General features: G+C 69.7%; 26 protein-coding genes. 15 read left to right on the top strand and 11 right to left on the bottom strand.

From position 1 onward, the window contains the following. Positions 1-210: 210 nt before the first annotated feature. The 9 genes from BMZ47_RS20870 to BMZ47_RS20830 all read left to right on the top strand — a co-directional run bounded on the left by BMZ47_RS20870 (position 211) and on the right by BMZ47_RS20830 (position 9,620). Positions 211-1,203, top strand: coding sequence for a beta-ketoacyl-ACP synthase III (locus BMZ47_RS20870; RefSeq protein WP_007564186.1), 993 nt, complete (start codon positions 211-213; stop codon positions 1,201-1,203). 155 nt (positions 1,204-1,358) lie between these two features. After that, the gene (locus BMZ47_RS20865) at positions 1,359-1,688 is read left to right on the top strand and encodes an integration host factor subunit alpha (RefSeq protein WP_007564184.1); all 330 of its coding nucleotides are present in this window, start codon (positions 1,359-1,361) and stop codon (positions 1,686-1,688) included. A 179-nt stretch (positions 1,689-1,867) separates the two neighbouring features. Beyond that, complete coding sequence (locus BMZ47_RS20860; RefSeq protein ID WP_091864043.1) at positions 1,868-2,347, top strand: MerR family transcriptional regulator; 480 nt, start codon at positions 1,868-1,870, stop codon at positions 2,345-2,347. 97 nt (positions 2,348-2,444) lie between these two features. Then, positions 2,445-2,864 carry a hypothetical protein gene (locus BMZ47_RS20855; RefSeq protein ID WP_007564179.1) on the top strand — a complete coding sequence of 140 codons (420 nt, stop codon included), beginning with the start codon at positions 2,445-2,447 and terminating at the stop codon, positions 2,862-2,864. A 170-nt stretch (positions 2,865-3,034) separates the two neighbouring features. Beyond that, the gene (locus BMZ47_RS20850; protein ID WP_007564177.1) at positions 3,035-3,490 is read left to right on the top strand and encodes an Ig-like domain-containing protein; all 456 of its coding nucleotides are present in this window, start codon (positions 3,035-3,037) and stop codon (positions 3,488-3,490) included. Positions 3,491-3,718: 228 nt separating this feature from the next. Then, positions 3,719-5,671 carry a PrkA family serine protein kinase gene (locus BMZ47_RS20845; protein WP_007564175.1) on the top strand — a complete coding sequence of 651 codons (1,953 nt, stop codon included), beginning with the start codon at positions 3,719-3,721 and terminating at the stop codon, positions 5,669-5,671. 256 nt (positions 5,672-5,927) lie between these two features. After that, positions 5,928-7,229 (top strand): YeaH/YhbH family protein, encoded by a 1,302-nt coding sequence (locus tag BMZ47_RS20840; protein WP_050734045.1) that lies wholly within the window; start codon positions 5,928-5,930, stop codon positions 7,227-7,229. A 252-nt stretch (positions 7,230-7,481) separates the two neighbouring features. Further along, positions 7,482-9,053: a SpoVR family protein gene (locus BMZ47_RS20835; protein ID WP_091864042.1), complete on the top strand. Its 1,572-nt coding sequence runs from the start codon at positions 7,482-7,484 to the stop codon at positions 9,051-9,053. Positions 9,054-9,191: 138 nt separating this feature from the next. Further along, positions 9,192-9,620, top strand: coding sequence for a PaaI family thioesterase (locus tag BMZ47_RS20830; RefSeq protein WP_091864041.1), 429 nt, complete (start codon positions 9,192-9,194; stop codon positions 9,618-9,620). 259 nt (positions 9,621-9,879) lie between these two features. Here the strand turns inward: BMZ47_RS20830 and BMZ47_RS20825 are convergent, their stop codons facing one another. From BMZ47_RS20825 to BMZ47_RS28155, 5 genes are all read right to left on the bottom strand, one after another. Next, positions 9,880-10,506 carry a riboflavin synthase gene (locus BMZ47_RS20825; RefSeq protein ID WP_091864040.1) on the bottom strand — a complete coding sequence of 209 codons (627 nt, stop codon included), beginning with the start codon at positions 10,504-10,506 and terminating at the stop codon, positions 9,880-9,882. 2 nt (positions 10,507-10,508) lie between these two features. Next, on the bottom strand, positions 10,509-11,618 hold the full coding sequence (gene ribD / locus BMZ47_RS20820) for a bifunctional diaminohydroxyphosphoribosylaminopyrimidine deaminase/5-amino-6-(5-phosphoribosylamino)uracil reductase RibD (RefSeq protein WP_091864039.1): 1,110 nt from the start codon (positions 11,616-11,618) through the stop codon (positions 10,509-10,511). After that, positions 11,615-12,151, bottom strand: coding sequence for a transcriptional regulator NrdR (gene nrdR, locus BMZ47_RS20815; RefSeq protein ID WP_007560431.1), 537 nt, complete (start codon positions 12,149-12,151; stop codon positions 11,615-11,617). Before nrdR ends, ribD begins: the two co-directional genes overlap by 4 nt. A 102-nt stretch (positions 12,152-12,253) precedes the next feature. Continuing rightward, positions 12,254-13,558 (bottom strand): serine hydroxymethyltransferase, encoded by a 1,305-nt coding sequence (gene glyA / locus BMZ47_RS20810; RefSeq protein WP_007560429.1) that lies wholly within the window; start codon positions 13,556-13,558, stop codon positions 12,254-12,256. 248 nt (positions 13,559-13,806) lie between these two features. Further along, the gene (locus BMZ47_RS28155) at positions 13,807-14,118 is read right to left on the bottom strand and encodes a hypothetical protein (RefSeq protein ID WP_139221029.1); all 312 of its coding nucleotides are present in this window, start codon (positions 14,116-14,118) and stop codon (positions 13,807-13,809) included. Positions 14,119-14,136: 18 nt separating this feature from the next. On the opposite strand from BMZ47_RS28155, the gene BMZ47_RS28150 reads away from it, so the two are divergent. Beyond that, positions 14,137-14,460, top strand: coding sequence for a hypothetical protein (locus tag BMZ47_RS28150; protein WP_139221028.1), 324 nt, complete (start codon positions 14,137-14,139; stop codon positions 14,458-14,460). Continuing rightward, positions 14,457-14,906, top strand: a complete 450-nt coding sequence (locus BMZ47_RS20805; protein WP_007560424.1) for a hypothetical protein — start codon at positions 14,457-14,459, stop codon at positions 14,904-14,906. Before BMZ47_RS28150 ends, BMZ47_RS20805 begins: the two co-directional genes overlap by 4 nt. 28 nt (positions 14,907-14,934) lie before the next feature. Here BMZ47_RS20805 and BMZ47_RS20800 read toward each other — a convergent pair whose 3' ends face one another. The 4 genes from BMZ47_RS20800 to BMZ47_RS20785 form a co-directional block, all read right to left on the bottom strand. Further along, the gene (locus BMZ47_RS20800; protein WP_007560422.1) at positions 14,935-15,246 is read right to left on the bottom strand and encodes a cupin domain-containing protein; all 312 of its coding nucleotides are present in this window, start codon (positions 15,244-15,246) and stop codon (positions 14,935-14,937) included. A 75-nt stretch (positions 15,247-15,321) separates the two neighbouring features. Beyond that, the gene (locus BMZ47_RS20795; protein ID WP_091864038.1) at positions 15,322-16,080 is read right to left on the bottom strand and encodes a DUF937 domain-containing protein; all 759 of its coding nucleotides are present in this window, start codon (positions 16,078-16,080) and stop codon (positions 15,322-15,324) included. A gap of 144 nt (positions 16,081-16,224) precedes the next feature. Beyond that, a complete protein-coding gene (locus BMZ47_RS20790; RefSeq protein WP_091864066.1) occupies positions 16,225-17,661 on the bottom strand; it encodes an MATE family efflux transporter in 1,437 nt (478 codons plus the stop codon). A gap of 8 nt (positions 17,662-17,669) precedes the next feature. Then, positions 17,670-19,643 carry a monovalent cation:proton antiporter-2 (CPA2) family protein gene (locus BMZ47_RS20785; RefSeq protein WP_007560414.1) on the bottom strand — a complete coding sequence of 658 codons (1,974 nt, stop codon included), beginning with the start codon at positions 19,641-19,643 and terminating at the stop codon, positions 17,670-17,672. A gap of 288 nt (positions 19,644-19,931) precedes the next feature. On the opposite strand from BMZ47_RS20785, the gene BMZ47_RS20780 reads away from it, so the two are divergent. Continuing rightward, entirely contained in the window at positions 19,932-20,177 is a 246-nt protein-coding gene (locus BMZ47_RS20780; protein WP_007560412.1) for a type II toxin-antitoxin system ParD family antitoxin, read from the top strand. Beyond that, positions 20,167-20,466, top strand: a complete 300-nt coding sequence (locus BMZ47_RS20775) for a type II toxin-antitoxin system RelE/ParE family toxin (protein ID WP_091864037.1) — start codon at positions 20,167-20,169, stop codon at positions 20,464-20,466. Before BMZ47_RS20780 ends, BMZ47_RS20775 begins: the two co-directional genes overlap by 11 nt. A gap of 187 nt (positions 20,467-20,653) precedes the next feature. Here BMZ47_RS20775 and BMZ47_RS20770 read toward each other — a convergent pair whose 3' ends face one another. Then, on the bottom strand, positions 20,654-22,270 hold the full coding sequence (locus tag BMZ47_RS20770; protein ID WP_091864036.1) for a glucosamine inositolphosphorylceramide transferase family protein: 1,617 nt from the start codon (positions 22,268-22,270) through the stop codon (positions 20,654-20,656). Positions 22,271-22,671: 401 nt separating this feature from the next. Between BMZ47_RS20770 and BMZ47_RS20765 the strand changes: the two genes are divergently transcribed. After that, positions 22,672-22,965: a hypothetical protein gene (locus tag BMZ47_RS20765; RefSeq protein WP_007560405.1), complete on the top strand. Its 294-nt coding sequence runs from the start codon at positions 22,672-22,674 to the stop codon at positions 22,963-22,965. A 48-nt stretch (positions 22,966-23,013) separates the two neighbouring features. Here the strand turns inward: BMZ47_RS20765 and BMZ47_RS20760 are convergent, their stop codons facing one another. Further along, complete coding sequence (locus BMZ47_RS20760) at positions 23,014-23,505, bottom strand: RT0821/Lpp0805 family surface protein (protein ID WP_047170758.1); 492 nt, start codon at positions 23,503-23,505, stop codon at positions 23,014-23,016. A 92-nt stretch (positions 23,506-23,597) separates the two neighbouring features. On the opposite strand from BMZ47_RS20760, the gene pdxH reads away from it, so the two are divergent. Further along, positions 23,598-24,239: a pyridoxamine 5'-phosphate oxidase gene (gene pdxH / locus BMZ47_RS20755; RefSeq protein WP_208601079.1), complete on the top strand. Its 642-nt coding sequence runs from the start codon at positions 23,598-23,600 to the stop codon at positions 24,237-24,239. The last annotated feature ends 162 nt before the right edge of the window (positions 24,240-24,401 follow it).

Genomic DNA, 24,401 nt, shown 5'->3' with positions numbered 1-24,401 from the left:
GCTCGCAATGACGGATGGGATCGTCGGGCGGGCGATCCGACCGCAAACCGACCGACACAGGGGCGGACCCGCCATCCGGTCTGGGGCGTTCAAACAAAACACGACCGCGTATGCCTCCCAGATCCGCGAGGGGAGGGCGATTCGCGTAACATGGTCAAGGCGTTGACGGCCGGCGGGAATGTCCAAGCCCACCGTCCGGGAAGGAAAGCGATGTCAGCCCTCCGCACAGATTCTCCGCAGGCGCTGCGCTCGGTGGTGGTCGGAACCGGGTCGAGCCTGCCCGCCCAGGTGGTGACCAACGCCGCCCTGACCGAGCGGGTCGACACCTCGGACGAGTGGATCGTCCAGCGCACCGGCATCCGCCAGCGCCACATCGCCGATGCGAGCGAGACCACCTCGGTCCTCGGCGCCCGGGCCGCCCAGGCCGCCCTCGACGATGCCGGCCTGACCGCCGACGACATCGACCTCGTGATCTGCGCGACCTCGACCCCCGACCACACCTTCCCGGCCACCGCGACCCAGATCCAGGCGGCGCTCGGCATCCATCACGGGGCGGCCTTCGACCTGCAGGCGGTCTGCGCCGGCTTCGTGTTCGCGGTCTCCACCGCCGACAAGTTCCTGACCACCGGCTCGGCCCGCCGGGCCCTGGTGATCGGCGCCGAGACCTTCTCGCGCATCGTCGACTGGGAGGACCGCACAACCTGCGTGCTGTTCGGCGACGGCGCCGGGGCGGTGGTGCTGGAGGCGCGCGCCGATGCGGGCGACCGGGGCGTGCTCTGCGCCAGCCTGCGCTCCGACGGTCGGCACCGGGACAAGCTCTACGTCGATGGCGGGCCGGGCTCCACCGGCACCACCGGGCGGCTGCGCATGGAGGGGCGCGAGGTGTTCCGGTTCGCGGTCGGGCAGGTCACCGACGTGATCGCCGACGCCTTCGCGCAGGCCGGCCTGACCGCGGAGGACCTCGACTGGTTCGTGCCCCACCAGGCCAACCGCCGGATCATCGAGGCCTCGGCCGACAAGCTGGGCATCGCCCGGGAGAAGATCGTGCTGACCGTCGACCGCCACGGCAACACCTCGGCCGCCTCGATTCCGCTGGCCCTCGACGTCGCCCGGCGGGACGGCCGGATCCAGCCCGGCGACCTCGTGATGATCGAGGCGATCGGCGGCGGGTTCAGCTGGGGCGCGGCGCTGATCCGCTGGTGAGCGGCTGGAGCGATTCCACGCCTCCCCGCGGTTGACCGGGCGGCGGGCGCCGATTAGCGTGCCGGATCATAGGGATACACCTTCAGCTTACGGTGCGGCGAGGTTCGCCGCCCCTGTGGGCTGCCGGAAGAGAAGAGCGGGCGAGGGGACACGGCATGGCAGGCAAGACGGTGACGCGCGCCGACTTGAGCGAGGCCGTCTACCACCAGGTGGGCCTGTCGCGGACCGAATCCGCCGCGCTGGTCGAGACCGTGCTGTCGGAGATCTGCGCCTGCCTGGCCGCCGGCGAGACGGTCAAGCTGTCCTCGTTCGGCTCCTTCGTGGTGCGCAGCAAGGGCAAGCGCGTCGGCCGCAACCCCAAGACCGGCGTCGAGGTCGCGATCGAGCCCCGCCAGGTGATGGTGTTCAAGCCCTCCAACGTGCTCAAGGCCAAGATCAACGGCCAGGCGATCAACGGGCTGGACAAGCACGACGAGGACGCCTGAGCGGCCGTTTCTCCAGCGATGGCGCGCTCTCCGTCGCCCGCAGCGGGGGAGGGAGACGCGAGGATCGGGCTTCTGTCGCCCCGAGACGATAAACAATATCCTTTCAACCCTCGGTAAGGCTTGAGCCCGGCCGCGCGGGCCGGCAAGATCGTCCACTCCCCGCCGATCGTCAGACAGCCATGCCTCCAGCCCTCGCCGCCGACACGCCGCTCGAACCGATCGGCGAGAAGAGCGCCGGCGCCTTCCGCACGATCAGCGAGGTTTCCGAGGAGCTCGACGTGCCCCAGCACGTCCTGCGGTTCTGGGAGACCCGATTCGGCCAGATCCGCCCGGTGAAGCGGGCGGGCGGCCGGCGCTATTACCGGCCCCAGGATGTCGAGCTGGTCGCCGGCATCCGGCAGCTCCTCTACGTGCAGCGCTACACCATCGCGGGCGCCCAGCGGGTGCTCAAGGAGAACGGCATCCGCTTCGTCCAGGCGGTGGGCCGGGGCGAGGCCAAGGCCGCCGAGCCGCAGATCCAGGAGGTCGAGGGCGGCCTCGATGCCGGGATCCGGGCCGACACCCCCGACCGCGCCGCCCTTCTGGGCGTGCTGGAGGATCTGCACGCCTGCCGGTCCCTGCTCGACGGGCTGTGCCGGCCCTACGACCGGGACGTGTGAGTCTCGCCGCGGCCTCGCGCAGGCCGTGTGAGGTGCATCGCGCACGCATCTTGCGGAACGGGCGAACTTTCCTGCCGGAGCCCGCGTTGACGCCCGCATGGCCGCGCCCAAATCCAAGCTGTCGCCCAGCCAGGAGCTGATGGCCCGCCTCATGCGGATCGTCCGCTCCTGTCCGGATGCGGCCTCCGAGGTCCTCGAGCTGATGTTCCTCGTCAGCCAGATCGAGGCCGCGACCTCGATCGACCGGGAGTACCGGGACGCCAAGCGGGTGATCAGCCGCCTGCGCAATCCCCTGTGGGAGATGGGCCCCCCGGATCGGGAGAAGCTGCTGGCGGCCGCCGAGACGATCCGCCGGGTCTGCCGCCTGCCCGAGGACCAGATTCCGCCGGTTCCGATCGCCGATGCCGGCGAGCGCGCCCGGGTCGAGGCGCGGCTCGCCGTGGCCCTCGCCGGGGAGTTCGACGCCGCCCAGATCGCGCGGGTCACCGGCGTGGTCGCCGCGGTGCTGCAGGACTAGGATCGGTTCCGGAAAACATTCGGCGTCCCGGCTCTGTCCGGGACGGGACAGCGATCCCAAAACCCTCGACGGCCGTGCCCGGCGTCCCCACATGCTGCTCGACCGATGGAAGGGGCGCCCGGCCGTGAGCCCGGAATCCGACCCCGGATCGGCACCGGAGAGACGCCGTCATGACCGCCCTTCGCCCGCTCGCCACGCTGCTCGCAAGCGGCCTGATCCTCGCAGGTCCGGCGCTGGTCCCGGCCTTCGCCCAGACCACCGTGACCCGCTCGAAGACGGTGGCGCCCGGCAAGACCGTGCGACTCGAGATCGCCCCGAATCTCAAGAAGGATTGCACGCCGGGCCCGATGCCGGAATTCAAGGTCTCGGGCGCGCCCAAGAACGGCTCGGTGATCACCAAGGTCGGCAAGCTGAAGACGCCGGCGAGCTACCGCTGCCCCAACAAGGAGGCCGCGGTCCAGGCCCTGTTCTACCAGCCCAACAACGGCTTCACCGGCTCCGACGAGGTGACCTTCGAGGTCAAGGGCGCCGACGGCCAAGTTCAGACCCAGAACATCAAGATCACCGTCGGGGCGACCGGGTCAAAATCCGGGGAGGATGCCAAGAAAGAAGGCACGGATCTCTAAGCAGAGGCAGGAAACCCTGGCGCGTGCATAGTTTTTCATCCTAAAATGCTCGCTCGAAGGAGACTGAAATCAACGTTGGAGCACGTCTAGGCTCGGTTTTGGCCAGATGAGTGTTGCAAGCAATCGACAGGCCGGCTGCGCGTTCGCCGCGCTGCGACAAAAGCGGGCCTGTCGGTTGCATCCGAGCCGAGACAGGATGAAGCTGTCAGGGTCTGAGAGGGTTATCGAATGTCGATGCATGCGACGAACGACCTTTTCCAGAGCTTCGCCCGAGGGTACGAGGCCCGCCGCGATACGGAGATGACGCTCTCCGAGTATCTCGAGGCCTGCCGCGACGAGCCGCTGATGTACGCCTCGGCCGCCGAGCGCATCCTGGCGGCCATCGGCGAGCCGGAATTCGTGGACACCGCCAAGGATTCCCGCCTCGGCCGGATCTTCATGAACCGGACGATCCGGACCTACCCGGCGTTTCGCGAATTCTACGGCATGGAGGAGACGATCGAGCGGATCGTCTCGTTCTTCCGCCACGCCGCGCAGGGCCTGGAGGAGCGCAAGCAGATCCTCTACCTGCTCGGCCCGGTCGGCGGCGGCAAGTCGTCGCTTGCCGAGCGCCTGAAGGCGCTGATGGAGGTCCACCCGATCTACGTGCTGAAGGCCGGGGACGAGGTCTCGCCGGTGTTCGAGAGCCCGCTGGGCCTGTTCGAGCCGGACACGATGGGCGAGGAGATCCAGAAGCGCTACGGCATCCCGCGCCGCCGGCTCACCGGCCTGATGAGCCCCTGGGCGCTCAAGCGCCTCGACGAGTTCAACGGCGACATCTCGCGCTTCAAGGTGATCAAGGTCCGGCCCTCGCGGCTGCGGCAGATCGCCATCGCCAAGACCGAGCCGGGCGACGAGAACAACCAGGACATCTCCTCGCTGGTCGGCAAGGTCGATATCCGCCGGCTGGAAACCCTCTCCCAGGCGGATCCCGACGCCTATTCCTACTCGGGCGGCCTCAACCGGGCGAACCAGGGCGTTCTCGAATTCGTCGAGATGTTCAAGGCGCCGATCAAGATGCTGCACCCGCTGCTCACCGCGACGCAGGAGGGCAACTATGTCGGCACCGAGAATATCGGCGCGATCCCGTTCACCGGCGTGATCCTGGCCCACTCGAACGAATCCGAGTGGCAGACCTTCAAGACCAACAAGAACAACGAGGCCTTCATCGATCGCATCTACGTGATCAAGGTCCCGTACTGCCTCCGGGTCACGGAGGAGCAGCACATCTACGAGAAGCTGATCTCCAGCTCGGAGCTGTCGGACGCCGCCTGCGCCCCCGGCACCCTGGAGATGCTGGCCCGGTTCTCGGTCCTGTCGCGCCTGCGCGAGCACGCCAATTCCAACGTGTTCTCGAAGATGCGGGTCTATGACGGCGAATCGCTGCGCGAGGTCGATCCCCGCGCCCGCTCGATGCAGGAATACAAGGACACCGCCGGCGTCGACGAAGGCATGGACGGGATCTCGACCCGCTTCGCCTTCAAGGTCCTGGCGGCGACCTTCAACCACGACACCACCGAGGTCTCGGCCGACCCGGTGCACCTGATGTACGTGCTCGAGCAGTCGCTCCGCCGGGAGCAGCTGCCGCCCGAGACCGAGAAGAAGTACCTGGAATTCATCAAGACCGAGCTGGCCCCGCGCTACGCGGAGTTCATCGGCCACGAGATCCAGAAGGCCTATCTCGAATCGTACCACGATTACGGCCAGAACCTGTTCGACCGCTACATCGACTACGCCGATGCGTGGATCGAGGACCAGGACTTCAAGGATGCCGAGACCGGGCAGCTCCTGAACCGGGAACTCCTCAACCAGGAGCTCACGAAGATCGAGAAGCCCGCCGGGATCGCCAACCCGAAGGACTTCCGCAACGAGGTGGTCAAGTTCGCCCTGCGGTCCCGGGCCCAGCACGGCGGCCGCAACCCGAGCTGGACCAGCTACGAGAAGCTGCGCGAGGTCATCGAGCGGCGCATGTTCAGCCAGGTCGAGGAATTGCTGCCGGTGATCTCCTTCGGCTCCAAGAAGGACGGCGACACCGAGAAGAAGCACGGCGAGTTCGTCGAGCGCATGGTCGCCCGGGGCTACACCGAGCGGCAGGTCCGCCGCCTGGTGGAATGGTACATGCGGGTGAAGCAGGCCGGCTGAGGGACGAAGACTCCGCCCGGGGTCGAGCCCGGGCGGCCCAGTTTCGACCCTCCGCCGCCATAGTTTCGGACGACCGGCCGGAGAGGCTCGCAAGCATGATGTGGGACAAGGAAAACCCGCTTTTCCGAACACATCATGCGGCAGCGGCGCGTTAGACCAGACTGTGCGAAAGGGGGAAGCCTCTTTCGGACGACAGCATGGTATAACGGGAGGCTAGAACCGGCCGGAGCACGCGGGACGAGGGTTTTCGCAGCGTATGCACATCGTCGACCGACGCCTGAATCCAGGGGGCAAGAGCCTCCCCAACCGGCAGCGCTTCCTGCGTCGCGTGAAGGACGTGGCCCAGCGCGCCGTACGCGAATCCGCCCGCGAGAAGGACATCAAGGATCTCGGCAAGGACGGCCGGGTGAGCGTGCCCGTCGACGGCGTGCGCGAGCCCCGGTTCTCCCGTCAGCCCGGCACCGGCCTGCAGGACCACATCCTGCCGGGCAACAAGACCTACGTGGAGGGGGACACGATCGAGCGGCCCCCGGGCGGCGGTGGCGGCCGCGGCTCCGGCGAGGGCGGGGAGGGCGGCGAGAACAGCGAGGACGCGTTCCGCTTCGTGCTCACCCGCGAGGAGTTCTTGGAGCTTTTCCTGGAGGATCTGGAGCTTCCGGATCTCGCCAAGCGGCGCCTCGCCGTGGTCGAGACCGAGGGGCTGCGCCGGGCGGGCTACACGGTGACCGGCTCGCCGGCCAACCTCGCCCTGACCCGAACCTTGCGCAACTCGATGTCGCGGCGGATCGCCCTCAAGCGCCCGAAGCCCGAGGAGGTCGCGGCGCTGGAGGCGCAGCTCGCCGCGATGCGCGAGTCGGATCCGGGCCGGCCCGACGTCGAGCAGGCGCTCCTGCGCTTGCGCGAGCGCGCCAAGCGCATCCCCTATGTCGACCCGATCGACCTGCGCTTCCGCCGGTTCGAGCCCTATCCGCGGCCGATCGCCCAGGCGGTGATGTTCTGCCTGATGGACGTGTCCGGCTCGATGACCGAGCACATGAAGGACCTCGCCAAGCGGTTCTACATCCTGCTGCACATCTTCCTGACCCGCCGCTACCGGCACGTGGAGATCGTGTTCATCCGCCACACCGACCGCGCCACCGAGGTGGACGAGGAGACCTTCTTCGGCTCAAGGGAGACCGGTGGCACCCTGGTCTCCTCGGCGCTCGTCGAGATGAAGCGGGTCATCGCCGAGCGCTACGACCCCAACGACTGGAACATCTACGCCGCCCAGGCCTCGGACGGCGACAACGTCTCCTCCGACGGCCCGACCTCGACGGAGCTGCTGCGCGCGCACATCCTGCCGGCCTGCCAGCACTTCGCCTATCTCGAGGTCGGCGACGAGAACGGTCCCCGGGCCGGGTTCGTGGAGCATCGCACCACCCTGTGGCGGACCTACGAGGCCATCGCCAAGGCCGGCGGCCCGATCGCCATGCGCAAGGTCAACCACCGCCGGGAGATCTACCCGGTCTTCCGCGAGCTGTTCGGCCGCAAGGACGCGCGGGCTGAGGCGGAGGCGTGAGATCATGAGGTCGCCGACACGCGCCTCTCCCTCCCCCCTCTGCGGGGGAGGGTGGGCCGGCCGTCAGGCCGGGTCGGGAGAGGGGAGCCCCGGTTCCGGGGAAAGCACAGCCGTCATGAAGGCCAACGTTTTCTTCTGCGCCGTTGCTCCCCTCTCCCGACCCCCTTCGGGGGCCACCCTCCCCCGCAAAGGGGGGAGGGAGTTCCCGTCCCGCGGATATACGCGACACAGTCGGATCGAACGGGAGGCCGCATGACGCTCGTCAAGGCACGGACGCCCCAGACAATCTCCGGCGGCCAGAAGCCCCTGTTCACCGGCAACGACTGGGATTTCGACACGATCCGGCGCATCCACGACGCCTGCGAGGGCATCGCCGGGCCGGAGCTCGGGCTGTCCTGGTACCCGAACCAGATCGAGATCATCACGGCCGAGCAGATGCTCGACGCCTACGCGTCGATCGGCATGCCGCTGTTCTACAAGCACTGGTCGTTCGGCAAGCACTTCGCCCAGCACGAGGCCGGCTACCGGCGCGGCCTGATGGGGCTCGCCTACGAGATCGTCATCAACTCGGACCCGTGCATCTCCTACGTGATGGAGGAGAACACGGCGACGATGCAGACGCTGGTGATCGCGCACGCCGCCTTCGGCCACAACCACTTCTTCAAGAACAACTATCTGTTCCGGCAATGGACCGATGCCGAGGGCATCCTCGATTATCTGGATTTCGCCAAGGGCTTCATCGCCCGCTGCGAGGAGCGCTACGGCCACCAGGCCGTGGAGCAGGTGCTCGACGCCGCCCACGCGCTGATGAGCCAGGGCGTCCACCGCTACCCGCGCAAGAAGCGGCCGGACCTCGCCTCCGAGCAGCGCCGCGAGCGCGAGCGGATCGAGCACGGCGAGCAGATCTACAACGACCTCTGGCGCACCCTGCCGCAGAAGACCGGCGCGGTGCGCTCGGATGCGGCCGCCGAGCGGCGCAAGGCCCTGCTCGAGCTGCCGCAGGAGAACATCCTGTATTTCCTGGAGAAGGTCGCGCCCCGGCTGCGGCCCTGGCAGCGCGAGATCCTGCGGATCGTCCGGCTGGTGGCGCAGTATTTCTACCCGCAGCGCCAGACCAAGGTGATGAACGAGGGCTGCGCGACCTACAGCCACTACCGGATCATGAATTCCCTGTCCGAGAAGGGGCTGATCACCGAGGCCGCCTATCTCGAGTTCCTGCAATCGCACACCAACGTCATCCGGCAGCCGACCTACGACGACCGCTCCTATGGCGGCCACAACCCCTACGCGATCGGCTTCGCGATGATGCAGGACATCGCCCGGATCGTGGAGCAGCCAACGGCCGAGGACCGCGAGTGGTTCCCGGACATCGCCGGCACCGGCGACGCCATGGCGGTGCTGCGCGATTGCTGGGCGAATTACCGCGACGAGAGCTTCATCCAGCAATTCCTGTCGCCCAAGCTGATGCGCGACCTGCGCCTGTTCCACGTGGTCGACGACCCCGACGAGCCGGAACTGCGCGTCGAGGCGATCCACGACGAGCGCGGCTACCGCAAGATGCGCCGCTCCTTCGCCCGCCAGTACGATGTCGCCTGGCTCGACCCGGATATCGAGGTGGTGGACGTGGATCTGGAGGGCGACCGCCGGCTGATCCTGCACCACAAGGCGATGAACCGGATCACCCTGCAGAAGGACGACGCCAAACGGGTGCTCCAGCACCTCGCCGACCTCTGGGGCTACGACGTGGTGCTGAAGGAGATCGAGCCCGCCACCGGCACGGTGCTGGGCGAGATCAGCGCCAGCGCGCGGCCGATCTTCTTTTGAGGTTTTCGGGGCGTCTTCCCACCCGCCCCCTCATCCTGAGGTGACGGGTGATCGAAGATCGGCCGGCCTCGAAGGATGAGGGGGTGGATTGGATCACCGGTGGATTGCCCCGCCCCCCAACCCATGCTGCAACCAGGCATGAGCGCCCCGATCCTCACCCTCGCCGAGACGCGCGACTTCCTCGACCGCGAATTCCCGCAGATGCAGGCCGGCGGGCGGGCGTTTCATCTGGAGGCGGTGGGGCCGCTCTCGGCGCGGATGCGGATGGAGGGGCAGGAACGGTTCCTGCGACCGGGCGGTACCGTGTCGGGGCCGGCCATGATGGCGCTGGCGGATTACGTGCTCTACGCCGCGATCCTCGCCCAGATCGGCCCGGTGGCGCTCGCGGTGACGACCAGCCTCACCTTCAACTTCCTGCGCAAGCCCGCTCCCGGCGACCTGCTGGCGGAATGCCGGCTGCTCAAGCTCGGGCGGCGGCTGGCGGTGGGGGAGGTGGGGATCACCGCCCCGGGCAGCGACGACCTCGTCTGCCACGCCACCGGCACCTACGCGATCCCGCCGCGCTAGAGCCAGATGACGCTCCCTAAGCAGGGTGGTCGGCGGAGCGGACACACATGGCGGTCCGGTCCTGATCGACGCTTCTCCAACCCATCCCGTCATCCTGAGGTGTGAGCGAAGCCAGCCTCGAAGGAGCCCTCCAGCCAGGCGCGCGATCCCTGGAGGCCTCCTTCGAGGCCATCGCTTCGCTCCGGCGCCTCAGGATGAGGGGGTGGGTTGGACGGGCGCTGATCGAGATGAAGCCCCCCGTCATGTGCCGGCCCCGCGGTCAGGCGCCCGGCCGCGCCTCGGTGAGCCGGGCGGCGTAGCGGGCGATCAGGTCGACCTCGAGGTTCAGCCCGTCGCCGGCGCGCCGCTCGCCCCAGGTGGTGACCTGGAGGGTGTGGGGGATCAGCAGCACCGAGAAGACGTCGCCGTCGACGCTGTTCACGGTGAGCGAGGTGCCGTCGAGGCAGACCGAGCCCTTCTCGGCGATGAAGCGCGACAGGCCCGCGGGGGCACGCAGCGTGAAGCGGTCGCTCGGCCCCCAGGCGCCAGCCGTGACGCTCTCGCGCTCCAGGATCTCGGCGACGCCGTCGACATGGCCGGTGACGAGGTGGCCGCCGAGCTCGTCGCCGATCTTCAGGGACCGCTCCAGGTTGATGCGCGCCCCGGCCACCCAGCTGCCGACCGTGGTCCGCGCCAGGGTCTCGGCGGCGGCGTCCACAGCGAAGACGCAGCCGCCCTCGGTGGGCTCCACCGAGACCGCCGTCAGGCACGGGCCCGAGCAGGCGATCGAAGCGCCGAGCGCGATGGTGGCCGGGTCGTAGGAGGTGCGGATCGTGATCCGGCGCAGGTCGCCCTCGCCCGCGATCGAGACGATGGTGCCGACGTCGCTGACGAGACCGGTGAACATCTCTAAACAACCTTCTCGTAGGTGGCGGCCTCGTCGGGGCCGAGCTGCAGCCGCTCGGCCAGCCGGAAGTTGTTCGGGTCTGCCAGCGCAGCGGTCAAATCTGGGCCCAGCGCCTTCAGGCCGCCCACCGCCCCGAGTTCGGCCGGCCCCGTGACCAGCGTGCAGGCCTCGATCAGATCGGCCCGCGCCAGGGCATTGGCAAGGCGTGGGCCGCCCTCGCTGCACAGCCGCGTCAAACCGCGCTCCCCGAGATGGGCCAGCGCATTCGGCAGGTCGACGCGGCCGGCCACATCCGCCGGCAGGATGGCGATCTCGACGCCGAGCGCCTCCAGGGCCCGCCGGGCATGGGCCGGGGCGGAGCGGGTGGTCAGGACCAGGGTGGCGGTGTCCCGGGCTGTCCGGGCGAGCACGCTGGCCGGCGAGAGCATCAGGTGCGAATCGAGCACGATCCTCAGGGGCGAGCGGGCGCCGAGACCCGGCAGACGGACGGTCAGGGACGGGTCGTCCGCCCGGGCGGTGCCGATGCCGATCAGGATCGCGTCGGCATGGGCCCGCCAGAGATGCACCGCCCCGTCGGCCACCGGGCCGGTGATCCGCAGGCGGTCCGGGCCGGCGCTCGCGCAGAAGCCGTCGCGGGTGCGGGCGAGCTTGAGGTGGACGGCCGGCCGGCCGCGGGTGACCCGGGTGATGTGGCCGATATGGTCGCGGGCCGCCGCCTCCGCCATCAGGCCGGTCTCGACGGTGACGCCCCCCCGGCGCAGGAGGGCGTGGCCCCGCCCGGCCACCCGCGAATCCGGATCCTCGACGGCGCTGACCACCCGGGCGATCCCGGCGGCCAGGATCGCGTCGGTGCAGGGGGGCGTGCGGCCGTAATGGGAGCACGGCTCCAGGGTGACGTAGAGGGTTGCGCCTTTTGCTGCCGCCCCGGCCTCGGCGAGCGCCAGGGGCTCCCCGTGCGGCCGGCCCCCCGGCGCCGTCGCCCCGGTCCCGAGGATCCGGCCGGTGCCGGGCTCGACCACGACGGCGCCGACCGACGGGTTCGGCCAGGTGGTGCCGAGCCCGCGGCGTCCGAGCGCCAGGGCGAGGCGCATGAAGCTGGCATCGTCGCTCATGAGCGGGCGGTCCGGCGGCGGGGCGGCGCGTCCGGCTCCGGCTCCTCGGGGGGCGGCTCCGGCTCGGCCCCCACGGTCAGCAGGCCGTCGCCCAGGGTGCCGAGCAGGGCCTCGAAATCCTTGGCCTCGCGGAAATTCTTGTAGACCGAGGCGAAGCGCACATAGGCGACGTCGTCGAGGCCCTTCAGCCCGGCCATCACCAGCTCACCGATCGCCTCGGAGGTCACCTCCGGCTCGCCCGCGCTCTCGAGCTGCCGGGTGATGCCGCTGACCAGGCGCTCGATCCGCTCCGGGTCGACGGCGCGCTTGCGCAGGGCCACGTCGATGGAGCGCTGGAGCTTGTCCCGGTCGAAGGGCACGCGCTTGCCCGAGCGCTTGAGCACCACGACCTCGCGCAGCTGCACTCGCTCGAAGGTGGTGAAGCGGCCGGCGCAATCCGGGCAGACCCGGCGGCGGCGGATCGCGGCGCCATCCTCGGAGGGCCGGGAATCCTTCACCTGCGTCTCGGAGCCGCCGCAATAGGGACACCGCATGGGATCTGTACTCGACGCATGGAAACGGCCGCGGACCGGTCTGGTCCGCGGCCGTTTCCTAGACTACGCGCCGGCGGGCCGGAAGGCCGCCGGGCACAGGCTTCAGCCGTAGATCGGGAACCGGTCGGTCAGCGCGTGGACGCGGCTCTTCACCGAGGCCTCGACCTCCGGATCGCCGGCCTCGCCCTTGGCCACCATGCCGTCCAGCACCTCGACGATGAAGCCGCCGATCTGCTTGAACTCGGCGACGCCGAAGCCCCGCGAGGTGCCGGCCGGGGTGCCCAGGCGGATGCCCGAGGTGATGGTCGGCTTCTGGGTGTCGAACGGCACGCCGTTCTTGTTGCAGGTGATGTCGGCCCGCGACAGGGCGGCCTCGGCGGCCTTGCCGGTGAGGCCCTTCCGCTGCAGGTCGACCAGCATCAGGTGGTTGTCGGTGCCGCCCGAGGTGATGTCGTAGCCGCCGGAGATCAGGGTGTCGGCGAGCGCCTTGGCGTTCTCCACCACCTGGCGGGCGTAGATCTTGAACTCGGGCTTCAGGGCCTCGCCGAAGGCGACCGCCTTGCCGGCGATGACGTGCATCAGCGGGCCGCCCTGGAGGCCGGGGAAGATCGCCGAGTTGAACTTCTTGGCCAGCGCCTCGTCGTTCGTCAGGATCATGCCGCCGCGCGGGCCGCGCAGGGTCTTGTGGGTGGTGGTGGTGACCACGTGGGCGTGCGGGAACGGCGACGGATGCACGCCGGCCGCGATCAGCCCGGCGAAGTGGGCGGCGTCGACCATGAAGTAGGCGCCGACGGAATCGGCGATCTCGCGGAACTTGGCGAAGTCCCAGTGACGCGGGTAGCCGGAGCCGCCGGCGATAATCACCTTCGGCTTGTGCTCCTGCGCGAGCTGGGCGACCTGCTCCATGTCGATGCGCTGGTCATCCCGGCGCACGGTGTAGGAGACCGGCTTGAACCACTTGCCCGAGACGTTGGGCGGGGCGCCGTGGGTCAGGTGGCCGCCGGCCGCGAGGTCGAGGCCCAGGAAGGTGTCGCCGGGCTGCATCAGGGCCAGGAACACGCCCTGGTTGGCCTGCGAGCCGGAATTCGGCTGCACGTTGGCGAAGCCGCAATCGAACAGGCGCTTGGCGCGCTCGATGGCGAGGTTCTCGGCGATGTCCACGAACTGGCAGCCGCCGTAGTAGCGCCGGCCCGGATAGCCCTCGGCGTACTTGTTGGTCAGCACCGACCCTTGAGCCTCCAGAACGGCGCGGGAGACGATGTTCTCCGAGGCGATCAGCTCGATCTCGTGCTGCTGGCGGCCGAGTTCCTTCGACACCGCCTCGGCGATCTCGGGATCGGCCTCGGTCAGCGGGGCGGCAAAGAAGCTGTTCGAGAAGTGCTTGTCGGCGGCGGTACCGGCGCTCATGGTCTGCCTCTGTTCTGGTAGGGGCGGGGCCCGGCCTTTCGTCGGCGTGCACGGGCGGGCATTCGAGCGGGATTCCTACACGGGCCGGCTCGTGCCGCCAAGCACAGGCATTTTGGATCGGCGCAAAGAATAATTTGCCGCAGGTGAGCGCAAGCTGGCCGACTTGAGCCGGCAGGCAGCCTCCCTCTGACGCGATCGAATCGCTCGACAAAAGGAATCTAATCCTGTAATAAAACATGAACAAACTTTTAGCGAGTCATGCTGCCATGTGGCGTGCTGATCGAGATTGGAGCTTGGATCATCACATCGCTGGGCTTCGCGTTAGCCTTGCGTTCATTGCTCTGGCTATTCTCGAGATAAAAGCTGGCTTCCGGCAGGATCAACCGAGAAACGATAAAGGCCGATGGTCTGGCGGCGGCGGATCGATCATTGTCACGCAAAAAGACAGCACTGGCGATCCGCGAATCGATGCAAAGACAGATCAGATTCTCGATGTTCTGAAAGAGGTCATCGAGAGCAGCGATCCCGGGCAGGGAGCTCTTTAGGGCATTGAGATTCACGCCAAGGCTGCGGCGCGCATGCGAGAACTCGATCTTCCCGGCATCGGGAAGCATGGCGTAGAACAGAGCTTCAGCGCTGGCGATACCGTGCGTTACGGTTTGGATGGGAGCGTCCGGACAGATATTAAATACCGCGATGGCAGAACCAGCGCCGCACCCATTAGGGCGATCTGGGATCTCAAGACCGGTCGAGCGAGACTGACGTCAAAACGAGTTGGCGAATTGAGGGACGCCGTCGGCGTGGATGGCAGCGTTCCTGTCATCGAACTTCATATCGATCGCAGCATCACCGTAAAAAACCATATGTTTTACAATTTTATTATTGGGGCAGCACACGCATGACCATGGAAGCCTATGCCCTTTGCACGCAGCCCATTTCCAGCATCTCGGAATGGCGGGCCGCCATCGATGCGATAGGATTCGACTTGAAGCTCGAAGCAGATCAAATTCCGCCAGCCGTATCAGGTCACCTTCCCGCCACATGGCAGGGGCGTGGGGCAGGCTTCGAGTGCTCGGTCATTCCGTTCTCCGACTTGGCGGAGACCTACCCCGAAACGGATTTCGGGGGACCATGGGCCTGCGCGTACGCCTTCTATTTCGCGACGTTCCCGGCCTGCGCGGGGACCTGGATCGCGATTGCCGCCGGTCTCAGGCTAACGGGCGGGATCGCCTTCGACCCGCAGGAGGACAAACTGCTGACTGCTGAGGCCGCAATTCGCTATGCCCACGACACGGTGGCCAGCATCGCAAGGCTTGAGGCGCAGTTCGGCAGAAACACGTCCCTCTGAGTCCGGATCGGGCGAACGTCGACCGCGGTCAGGAGACGAGATTCGTCTCCACCAGCACGGTTTCGGTCTCGAACGCGGCGGCATGCCACGTCCCGGCGGGGAAATGGAACACGCTGCCCGCGGCGAACGGCGTGCGGCCCTGCTCGGTCTCGAGGAATCCGGAGCCGGAGATCACCTGCACGAACTGCTCGTGCGCGTGGCTGTGGCGCCCCGCCGAGACGCCCGCGGGCACCACGACCCGCACGAGGCTCGCCCCGGCGCCCGGGATCGTGCGCTTGGCGACGCCGTTGCCGGCAACGGTTTCTTCGCAGGTGTCCCAGGCGGTCAGGTGGTCGGTCATCGGGCTCTCTCCGTCGCCGCAGGAGATGCCTTCGGGCCGCGCCTGGTCAACGTCCCTGGCGATCCAGATCGTGCGTCAACCGGTCCCGCCCTCGGGGCCGCGGCCGCGCCGGGGCTTGTGCGGGTTCGGCTCGGGCTTCGGCGGGGCGGGGTCCGCGGGCTTGCCCGAGGACGGCCAGAGGGTCTCGAACAGCTCCTGCATCGCCCGGATGTTGTGGCCCTGCACCTCCGCGCCGGTGCGCATCATCTGCTCGATCATCGCGGAGCCGGCCTCGCCGGCCTTCTCCCCGGCGGTCTTGGAGGCGGCCTTGGGGGCAGGCTTCGGCGGCGGGGCCGGATCCGCGGTGGCGCCGGGCATGAACGCCTTGGCCATCTCGCCCCAGGCGGGGCCGAACGGGAACGGCACGGGGGGCGGGGGCGCCGCCGGCCGGGCCTGGGCGGGCTCGGCCTGGGGCTGGTTGAGCATGACGTGGACGATGCTGGCCACCACGGCGCCCGCCATCATCGGCAGCATCTGGCGCAGCACCTGCGCGCCGACGCCGCTGGTGGCCGAGGCCTGGCGCAGCACCGCCTGCATCAGCTGGGCGGAGCCGAACATCTGGGTCAGGGCTTCGAGCCCCTGGGGCGCGGCGGCGCGGGCGACCTCGGGCATGCCGAACATCCGGGCGAAGGCGTTCGGGTCGAGGCCGGCGCCGCGCTGGAGGCCGAGGGTCAGGGCCGGCATCAGCGCCTCGAAGGCGCGGGCGGTCTGCTCGGGGGTCAGGCCGAATTGCTGGGCCATCGCCTGGATCCCGGCCTCGCCCTGGGCCTGGAACATCTCGAGCGGGTTGAACATGACGCCTCGTCCCCGTCCCGGTCGGACCGGCCGGGACGGGCCATGGTGACCGGTTGCGCGGCGAAATACCAGTTCCCGCGCGAGGATCTTGTGCTCAGCGCGCTCCGGCGGCCCGATCGGACGGTATTGCGGGCCGCGGCCGGCTCAGCTCACCGGGCCGGGATGGGGCTGACCGGCGGGCAGGGGCGCCTCGCGCTGCGCGGCCGCGTGGGCCTCATCCGGGGCACGGACGCGCCGGCCCCGGGTCTCCAGCCGGTCGACGGTGCGGCGGGCGAGCAGGATGCCGGTGATGCCGAAGACCAGGGAGCCGAGGCCCATGCCGGCCACCACGCCGCGCGGCCCGTAGAGCGCGGCGCCGAGCATCGCGGGCGGCACGGTGCCCAACGTCGCCCGGCCCCAGTTCAGCAGGGTCGAGCGGATCGGGAAGCCGAGATTGTTGAAGGCGGCATTGCCCAGGAACAGCAGGCCGTTGAAGAACCAGATCGCCCCGCCGGCGAGGCAGAAGAAGCCGAACAGGTCGCGCGCCACGCCCTGCAGCCCGAACAGGGACGCCAGGGGCTCGCGGGCGAGCGCCAGGACCAGCCAGACCAGGGCCGTGTAGGCGAGCGTCACCCGGATCGCCTCGCGCAGGACCCCGCGCATCCGGTCGAACCGGCCCGCGCCCCAATTCTGCGCCAGGATCGGCCCGATCGCCCCCGACAGGGCGAACAGGCCGCCGAACGCCACGGGGGTCAGGCGGTCGATCACGGCGGCGGCCGCCACAGCATCGGCCCCGTAGCTGGCAAAGAGACGCGCCAGGAAGGCGCTCGCCACCGAGGGCGCGAGGTTGGTCAGCACCGCCGGCCCCGCGACCGCCGCCAGCACGGGGGCGTCCGCGACCATGTCGGCGACCCGCGGCAGGCCCAGCAGCCCGTGCCGGCTGACGCCGCGCAGGCCCACCACCACGAAGGTCGCCCGCGCCACGCAGATCGTGATCGCCGCGCCCTCCACCCCGAGGCCGGCGCCGAAGATCAGCAGCGGGTCGAGGAAGGCGGTGACGATGGCGCCGGCCAGCGTCACCATCATGGCCTGCCGCGCCTCGCCGACCGCCCGCAACAGGCCGGTGAACAGCATGCCGGCGGCGAGCAGCAGGTTCGACGGCAACGTGATCGTCAGGAACAGCTCGGCCACACGCAGCGTCTCGCCGCTGGCGCCGATCAGGCTCAGCAGCCGCTCGGACAGGGCGAAGATCAACAAGGCGATGAGCCCGGCGGCGAGGCTCGCGAGCCCCAGGGACGAGCTCGACAGGCGCCGCGCCGCCGCGCGATCCCCCGCGCCCACCGCCCGCCCGACCAGGGCGCCCGCGGCGATCATCAGGCCGATATTCACCGCGGTGGCGAAGAACTGCACGATCGCCGCGAAGCCGATCGCCGCCGTGAGCTTCGGGTCGCCGAGCTTGGAGACGTAGAACAGCGACAGCAGATCGACCACGAAGATCGCCATCAGCCCCACCGAGCCGGTGGCGGCCATGACGACCACGTGCCGGAGGATCGAGCCGGTGACGAACCGGCCCGCCTGGGCCGGGGATGCGCTGTCAGGCATCGGGACGGTCACGCATCCCGGGCGGTGCCTTCCGATTCCAGCTCGGGCTCGTGATCGACCTCGATCTCGGCCTCGGCCGGCTCCTGCGGGGCGGGGGCGGGCTTCTCGAGGAGCCGCTCGGCCGCCTCGCGCCGGTCGTTGCCGATCAGGTCGCGGGTCTCGGTGCTCAAGGCGCGGGCCGGGCGGACCGGCTCGGTCAGCGGCTCGGGCTTCAGCTCCGCGGCGCCGCGCATCCAGCCGGCGCCCTCCGGCAGGGCGCCGGCCTGCTGCAGCACCAGGCGGGCGATGTCGCGCTTGCGCACGTCCTCGGCCCGGGCCGCGGCGACCTCGGGCGACAGGCCGAGCCCCTCCAGGGCCGCCCGCCCGAAGGCCAGGGCCGATTCCGCGGTCTCGCGGATCTGGTAATCCACGTCCCGGTTCATCAGCTCGACGGCGTGCAGGCGGTCATAGGCGCGCACGAAGGTGCGGACGTTCTGGAATTCCTCGTGCACGATGTCGACGATCTTGAGCGCGCCGGCGCGGTCGTCCACGCAGATGCAGACCAGCTCGACCCGGCCGATCCCGGCGGCGCGCAGCACGTCGAGGCGGGTGCCGTCGCCGTAATAGATCCGGAAGCCGAAGCGCGAGGCCGCGCGCAGCTGCTCCACGTCCTTGTCGATCACTGTCACCGGGATCCCCTCGGCGAGCAGCACCTGGGTCAGCACCTGCCCGAACCGGCCGAAGCCGATCACCAGCACCCGCGCCTCGCCGCTCTCGGCTAGCTCCGCCGACGGCTCCGACACATCGACCTGCTCGCGGGCGGTGCGGCGCTCGATCAGCTTGTCGAGGCCCTTGGCGGCGATCGGCCCGATCAGCATGGTCAGCGCCGCGAGCGCCACCGCGAAGCGCGTCGCCGTGGGGCCGGTGAGCCCAAGATCCTCCGCCTGCGGCAGCAGCACGAAGGCGAACTCGCCCGCCGGGGCCAGCACGGCCGCACCGCGCAGCGCCCCGAGGGTGTCCGAGCCGAACAGCCGGAACAGGCCGGCGACCAGCGCGACCTTGACCAGAATCGCGCCCAGCGTCGCCCCGAACAGGGCCGGCCAAACCTCCCGCACCAGGCTGCCGTCGATCGACATGCCGACGCTCATGAAGAACAGGCCGAGCAGCATGCCGCGGAACGGCTCGATCTCGGCCTCGAGCTGGTGGCGGAAATTCGATTCGGCGAGCAGGATGCCGGCCAGGAACGCGCCCATCGCCATCGACAGGCCGACCTGCTCCATCAGCAGCGCGGTGCCGAGCACCACGAGCAGCGCCGCCGCGGTCATGACCTCGCGGGCGCCGCTGGCGGCGAGCAGCCGGAAGAACGGGTTGAGGCCGTAGCGGCCGACCAGCACCACCGCCAGGATCGCCGCCACCGCCTTGCCGGTGGAGATCGCCGCCGCCCCGAGCCAGGGACCGCCGGTGGCGTCCCCCGCCGTGGCGAGCAGCGGCATCAGCGCCAGGATGCCGACCACCGACAGGTCCTGGAACAGCAGCACCGCGAAGGCACGGCCCCCGTAGGCGCTGCCGAGATCGCCTCGTTCCTCCAGGAGCTGCAGGGCCACCGCGGTGGCCGACAGGGCGAGCGCGATGCCGATCACCGAGGCCGCCCCGAGGCTGAGCCCGGCGGCCAGCCCGACGCCGCCCAGGACCAGCGCGCAGGCGACGAGTTGCGCCGCGCCCAGGCCGAAGATGTCGCGCCGCATCGAGACGAGCTGCGACAGGTGCAATTCCAGCCCGACGATGAACAGCAGCAGCACCACGCCGATCTCGGCGACGCTGGCCGCGGTGTCGGGCTCGGCGATCAGCGACAGGCCGGAGGGGCCGATCAGCACGCCGGCCACCAGGTAGCCGAGCACGGCGCTCTGGCCGATCAGCCGGAACACCGGCACGCCGATCACCGCGGCGGCCAGGAAGGTCAGGACCGGCGGCAGGAAGCTCGCATGTTCGACGGGGCTCGCCATGCAGATCTTCTCGGCGGATATCTTCGGGTTCGCGGGGCGCAGCCCCGGCTTAGCGCGCGCGGAGCCGCGATGCGAGATGTGCAGGGGTGCCGTTCGGCACAAGCGGGTTTTTGCGCCGATGGCGATTCAGATCGTATGGGTCCGTTCGGCACGTCCGGCCGGATGTCCCGGCGCGGAAAATCTCGGATCACACGCAACCCAGCCCGACCTGCTCGCCCCATCCAGCCTCACAGGAGATTTGGGTGGGCTATACCAAAATATGGTACATTGCGGTATCGGGAGGTTGCCATGGCAAAGAACACATCCGTGTCGCTCGGGGACCATTTCGCCGGATTCATCGATCGTCAGGTTGCGGACGGGCGCTATGGATCGGCCAGTGAGGTCGTCCGCGCGGGCCTACGCTTGCTCGAAGAGCACGAGGTCAGGATAGCCGCGCTTCAGGCAGCCCTGATCGCCGGGGAAGAGTCCGGTCCCGCAGAGGAGCTGGACAGCCCTGCTTTCCTTCGGGAGATGCGCGCCAAGTATGGCCGCTAGCCCCCGCGCCCGGTTCACCCCCCTCGCCCGTGCCGACCTGGAAGAGATCTGGCGCTACACGTTCGGCCGGTGGTCACCGGACCAGGCCGATCGCTACCACCAGGCAATCGTGGACGCGGCCGGCGAACTCGCCACCGGCGCGAAGGTCGGCCGTCCCGTCGAGATCCGCGCCGGCTATCTCAAATACGCGGTCGGATCGCATGTCATCTTCTACCGGCGGACAGAGGCCGGGATCGATGTCATCCGCGTCCTGCATCAGCGTATGGACGTGCCGTCTCGCCTCTCCTGAAGCGACGCGATAGCGATCCGCTCGGATTTCCAGCCTGCGTTAGGCGAGGTCGCTAGGGGCCCGGCTTGGGGCGCCCACAGGCTGTCCCGTCCAACATGCGGCCGGACCTTTTCTGGAGCCGCGTCGCGCTGATCGTGCACGCGTTTCCGGCTCCGCAATGCGAAGCCCTCACGGCACGCGCCCGGGATCACCCCAGCAGCCGCGACCGGGCCCGGCGCGAGCCGTCGATGAACTCGAAGCCGCCGGCCGCGCTCAGCATGTGCAGGCGCGAGCCCGGCCAGGCCGCCCCGGGGCCGAGGCGGGTCTCGACCCGCTGCTCGTAGCCCTCCGCGTCGAGCCGCAGGATGCGGGCGAGGCCGAGCGCCGCGCCGTAGCCCCGGCGGCAATCCTGCACCGGCCGGATCAGCGCGCCGTCGCGGGCCACGATCGGCCCGGCCGCCCGGGCCGAGCCGACATCGATCAGCACCGGGTTGCGCGGATGCGGCGTCCAGGGACCGCGGAAATGCGGCGCGCGCCAGAGATGCAGGGTGTCGGAATAGCTGCCCCCGCCCGCCCGGACGGTGGCGAACATCCACCAGCACCCGTCGTGGTGCAGCAGCGTCGCGTCGCCCGCCACCACGTGGTCGACCAGCACCGCCTCGTGGACCCAGCCCCCCGGAAAGGCGGTGGCCCGGTACAGGTCGATCGTGCCCGAGGCGTGGGATTCCGGGATCATCCAGACTGCCCCGTCCGCCTCGAACACGAACGGGTAGGAGAGGTGGGTCTCGAGCTCCAGCACCGGCTCCGGGCGGCCGCGCGGGCCCGTCGCGTCGAAGCCGAGGGCGGAGATCACGCCCTTGCCGCGGCGATAGTCGAATTCCTCGACGAACAGGGTCACGGACCCGCCATGCGCGATCGCGAACGGGTCGGCGTAGAAACGCCGTCCGTCATCGGGCAGGTCGGTCCAGCCGCCCTCGGGGTGGCGGCGCAGGTCGATCAGGTCCGGGCCGACGATGCGCCGCCAGCCGACCCGCCATTGCGGGCTGTGGAAGCAGAGCGCGTAGAGCCGGCGGGCAATTTGCCGGGCCAGCCCGCTGGCCGCACGCCGGCTGACGCCGAGGCCGCCGAGGTCGAAGGAGGCCTGCCGCTGCAGGGCCGTCGCGGTCCCGTCCGGCAGGTGCGTCGAGGCGGCGCCGTCGAGCGCCGCGGCGATCAGCGTGATGCTGCGGGCGAGGTAATCCTCGAAGGCGACCAGCATCACCGTGTGGGATTCCGCGCCGAGGCGCCCGACCGCCACCGGGATTCCGTCCGGCCCCCGCAGGGCCGCCACCGGGGCGCGGCCGGCGAACAGGGCGGCGAGCAGGCCGGCTTCCCCCGGCATGCCGTCGAAATCGAGCCGCCAGACCGGCTGTCCCCGGTCCGCGACCGCGTCCGATTCGGCCTGGCCGCCGGAGAGATCGAGGACGAGGTCGGGTTCGCCCGCCGCGACCTCCGCCCCGTAGGTCCCGAACGCCATCGGCTCGGCCGCCGTGGCCAGGCCCGGGCGGGGCAGGCCGTGGATCGCCGCTTCCAGGCGGAACAGCAGCTCGGCATTGGGCGGCAGGCCATGCGCGCCGAGGACCCATTCGACCTGGAGGCGCCGGTCGGGCCGCTGGCCGAGCTGGTCGAGAAGGCGGATGTGCCAGCCGCGCAGGGTCCGGCGGTCGAGGCGCACGGTGATCTGCCGCGCCACCGGCCGGCTGTCGAGTGTCCGGGGCTCCGGCCAGACCGGTCCGCGGCCGCTTCCGATTGTCGGCTGATCCGCGCCTCCGATCGAGCGCTCCATCAGGCGGACGACGCTGTCGGTCTTCGCTGAGGCGGCGTCGCGAAGGCTTGCCGTCCCGGTTCGGAGGGAGGGGGTCCCGTGCGGCGTGTCGAATCCCGTAGCGACGCTCACCGCGAATCCAGACCTTGAGGGACCTCGAAGACGACCGACGATACGGTCGTCGCCTGAACGAATGCTATCGCTTTGCGACGCAATCCAACAAGTCCGGCCGCCTCTCCACCGTTCCGGGCGGTTAATCCGGATCGGAGTCTGTTGATGAACAAAAGCACCGCGTCTCACGCAGCGCGATAACCCGTCGCCGCGCGGCCGTGATACCATGCCGCGCGGCCATCCCGGCGCAAAGCGGGAACTCACGGATTGGCTTGGCGGTTCGCCCGTTAGACGTGATGCGGAGACACGACATGACACGCAAGATGATGCCGCTGGCCGCGATGCTGCTCATCGGCCTCCCGAGCGCGGCCTTCGCCTGGGGCGGCGGTGGTGGCGGCGGTGGAGACAGCGGCAGCGGGCTCTCGCCCTACGCGGCGCTGAGCGGCAACGATCGCTCGGCCGGCGTCAACAACGGCAATTACCGCGATCCGGCCCTCGACCCCTATATCCGGGCCTACGATCCCGAGGCTGCGGCCCGCGCCGCGACGCCCCCGGCCGCCCAGCCGCGCCTGCGCATGCGGCCGTATTACGGGTATCCGTACTGAGCGACCTCGTGCCTGCCGGGACCCCCAACGGGAGGCCCGGTGGGCGCGTCAGGACCGCTCGGAGCCGGCTGCCTTGACCTTCTTGAGCACCCAATGGCCGCCCGACGGCTTGCAGCCGGTGCCGCGCACGAAGCGGCTGCGGCCGGGGCCGATCACCGAGGCCAGGAAGTTCCGGCAGATCAGGTCGTCGGCCACGTAAGGCAGGCCGGTCGGGTTGACCGCGCCGTGCAGGCCGGTCTCGGGGTTGTCCCACTTCACCGGACGGCCGTTGCCCTGGGGGTCCAGGGCGACCGACAGCGCCGCACGGGCCCGCCGCCAATCCTCCTCGCCGAGATCGTTGCCGAAGCTCGCCGGCCGCTTCTCGATGCTGCCGGTGACCACGGGCTCCTCGGCCACGGGCGGCGCGGCTGCCGCAGGCTCGCCCCGGAAGACGAGCAGCGGCTGGCTGCAGCTGCACAGGACCATCGCCAGCGACAGGGCTGCCATCGCCACAGGGACGCGCAACCGTCGACTTGGCTCTTTACACGCGCATCGCCGCATTACACCTGACTCACGACGGGCTATCCGCTCGACCGAACATGCCGATGTCGGTGCCCCCTCAGGCCCTTGACGCGGCAGGCAGGAGTCTTGCCGTGGATCAGTTAAGGACCGATGACCCGAAGGCCGGCGCGCCTGCCCCGACCTTGGACTTTACCCTGAGCGAGGATCCGTTCGCGCTGTTCGCCGCCTGGATGCGCGAGGCGGAGGCCGCCGAGCCCGAGGATCCGAACGCGATGGCGCTGGCCACCGCGGGCTCGGACGGGCTGCCGGACGTGCGCATGGTCCTGCTGAAGGGCTTCGATGAGCGCGGCTTCGTGTTCTACACGAACGTCCAGTCCGCCAAGGGCGAGGAGCTGGCCCAGAACCCGCAGGCCGCCCTGGTGCTGCACTGGAAGAGCCTGCGCCGGCAGGTCCGCGCGCGCGGGCCGGTCTCGCCGGTGACGGCGGAGGAGGCCGACGCCTATTTCGAGAGCCGCCGCCGGGAGAGCCGCCTCGGCGCCATCGCCAGCCAGCAATCCCGCCCGCTCGCCGACCGCGCCGCGCTGATGGCCGAGGTGACCGAGCTCGCCGCCCGCTATGAGAACGGCCCGATCCCCCGGCCGGAGCACTGGACCGGATTCCGTATCGCCCCGGTGTCGCTGGAATTCTGGCAGAACGGCGATTACCGCCTGCACGATCGGGTCCGGTTCACCCGCACCGGCAACGGCTGGAGCCGCGCGCGGCTGTATCCGTAGCCGAAGTCTTGGTTTCACAAGGTCCGAGACCTTGTGCGGGTGCAGGGCAGAGCCCTGCGGTCCTCGTGGGCTCCGCCCCCGAACCCCGCCACAGCGCTGAGCCCTTTGGGAGCCCTTGAAACGAAGAGAGCCCCGGCGGGGCCGGGGCTCTCGACGTGACGC

Source organism: Methylobacterium brachiatum (assembly GCF_900113845.1).
GTDB classification, from domain to species: domain Bacteria; phylum Pseudomonadota; class Alphaproteobacteria; order Rhizobiales; family Beijerinckiaceae; genus Methylobacterium; species Methylobacterium brachiatum.
Note: the sequence above shows the minus strand (reverse complement) of the source record. Positions and strands in the feature narration are given on the sequence as shown.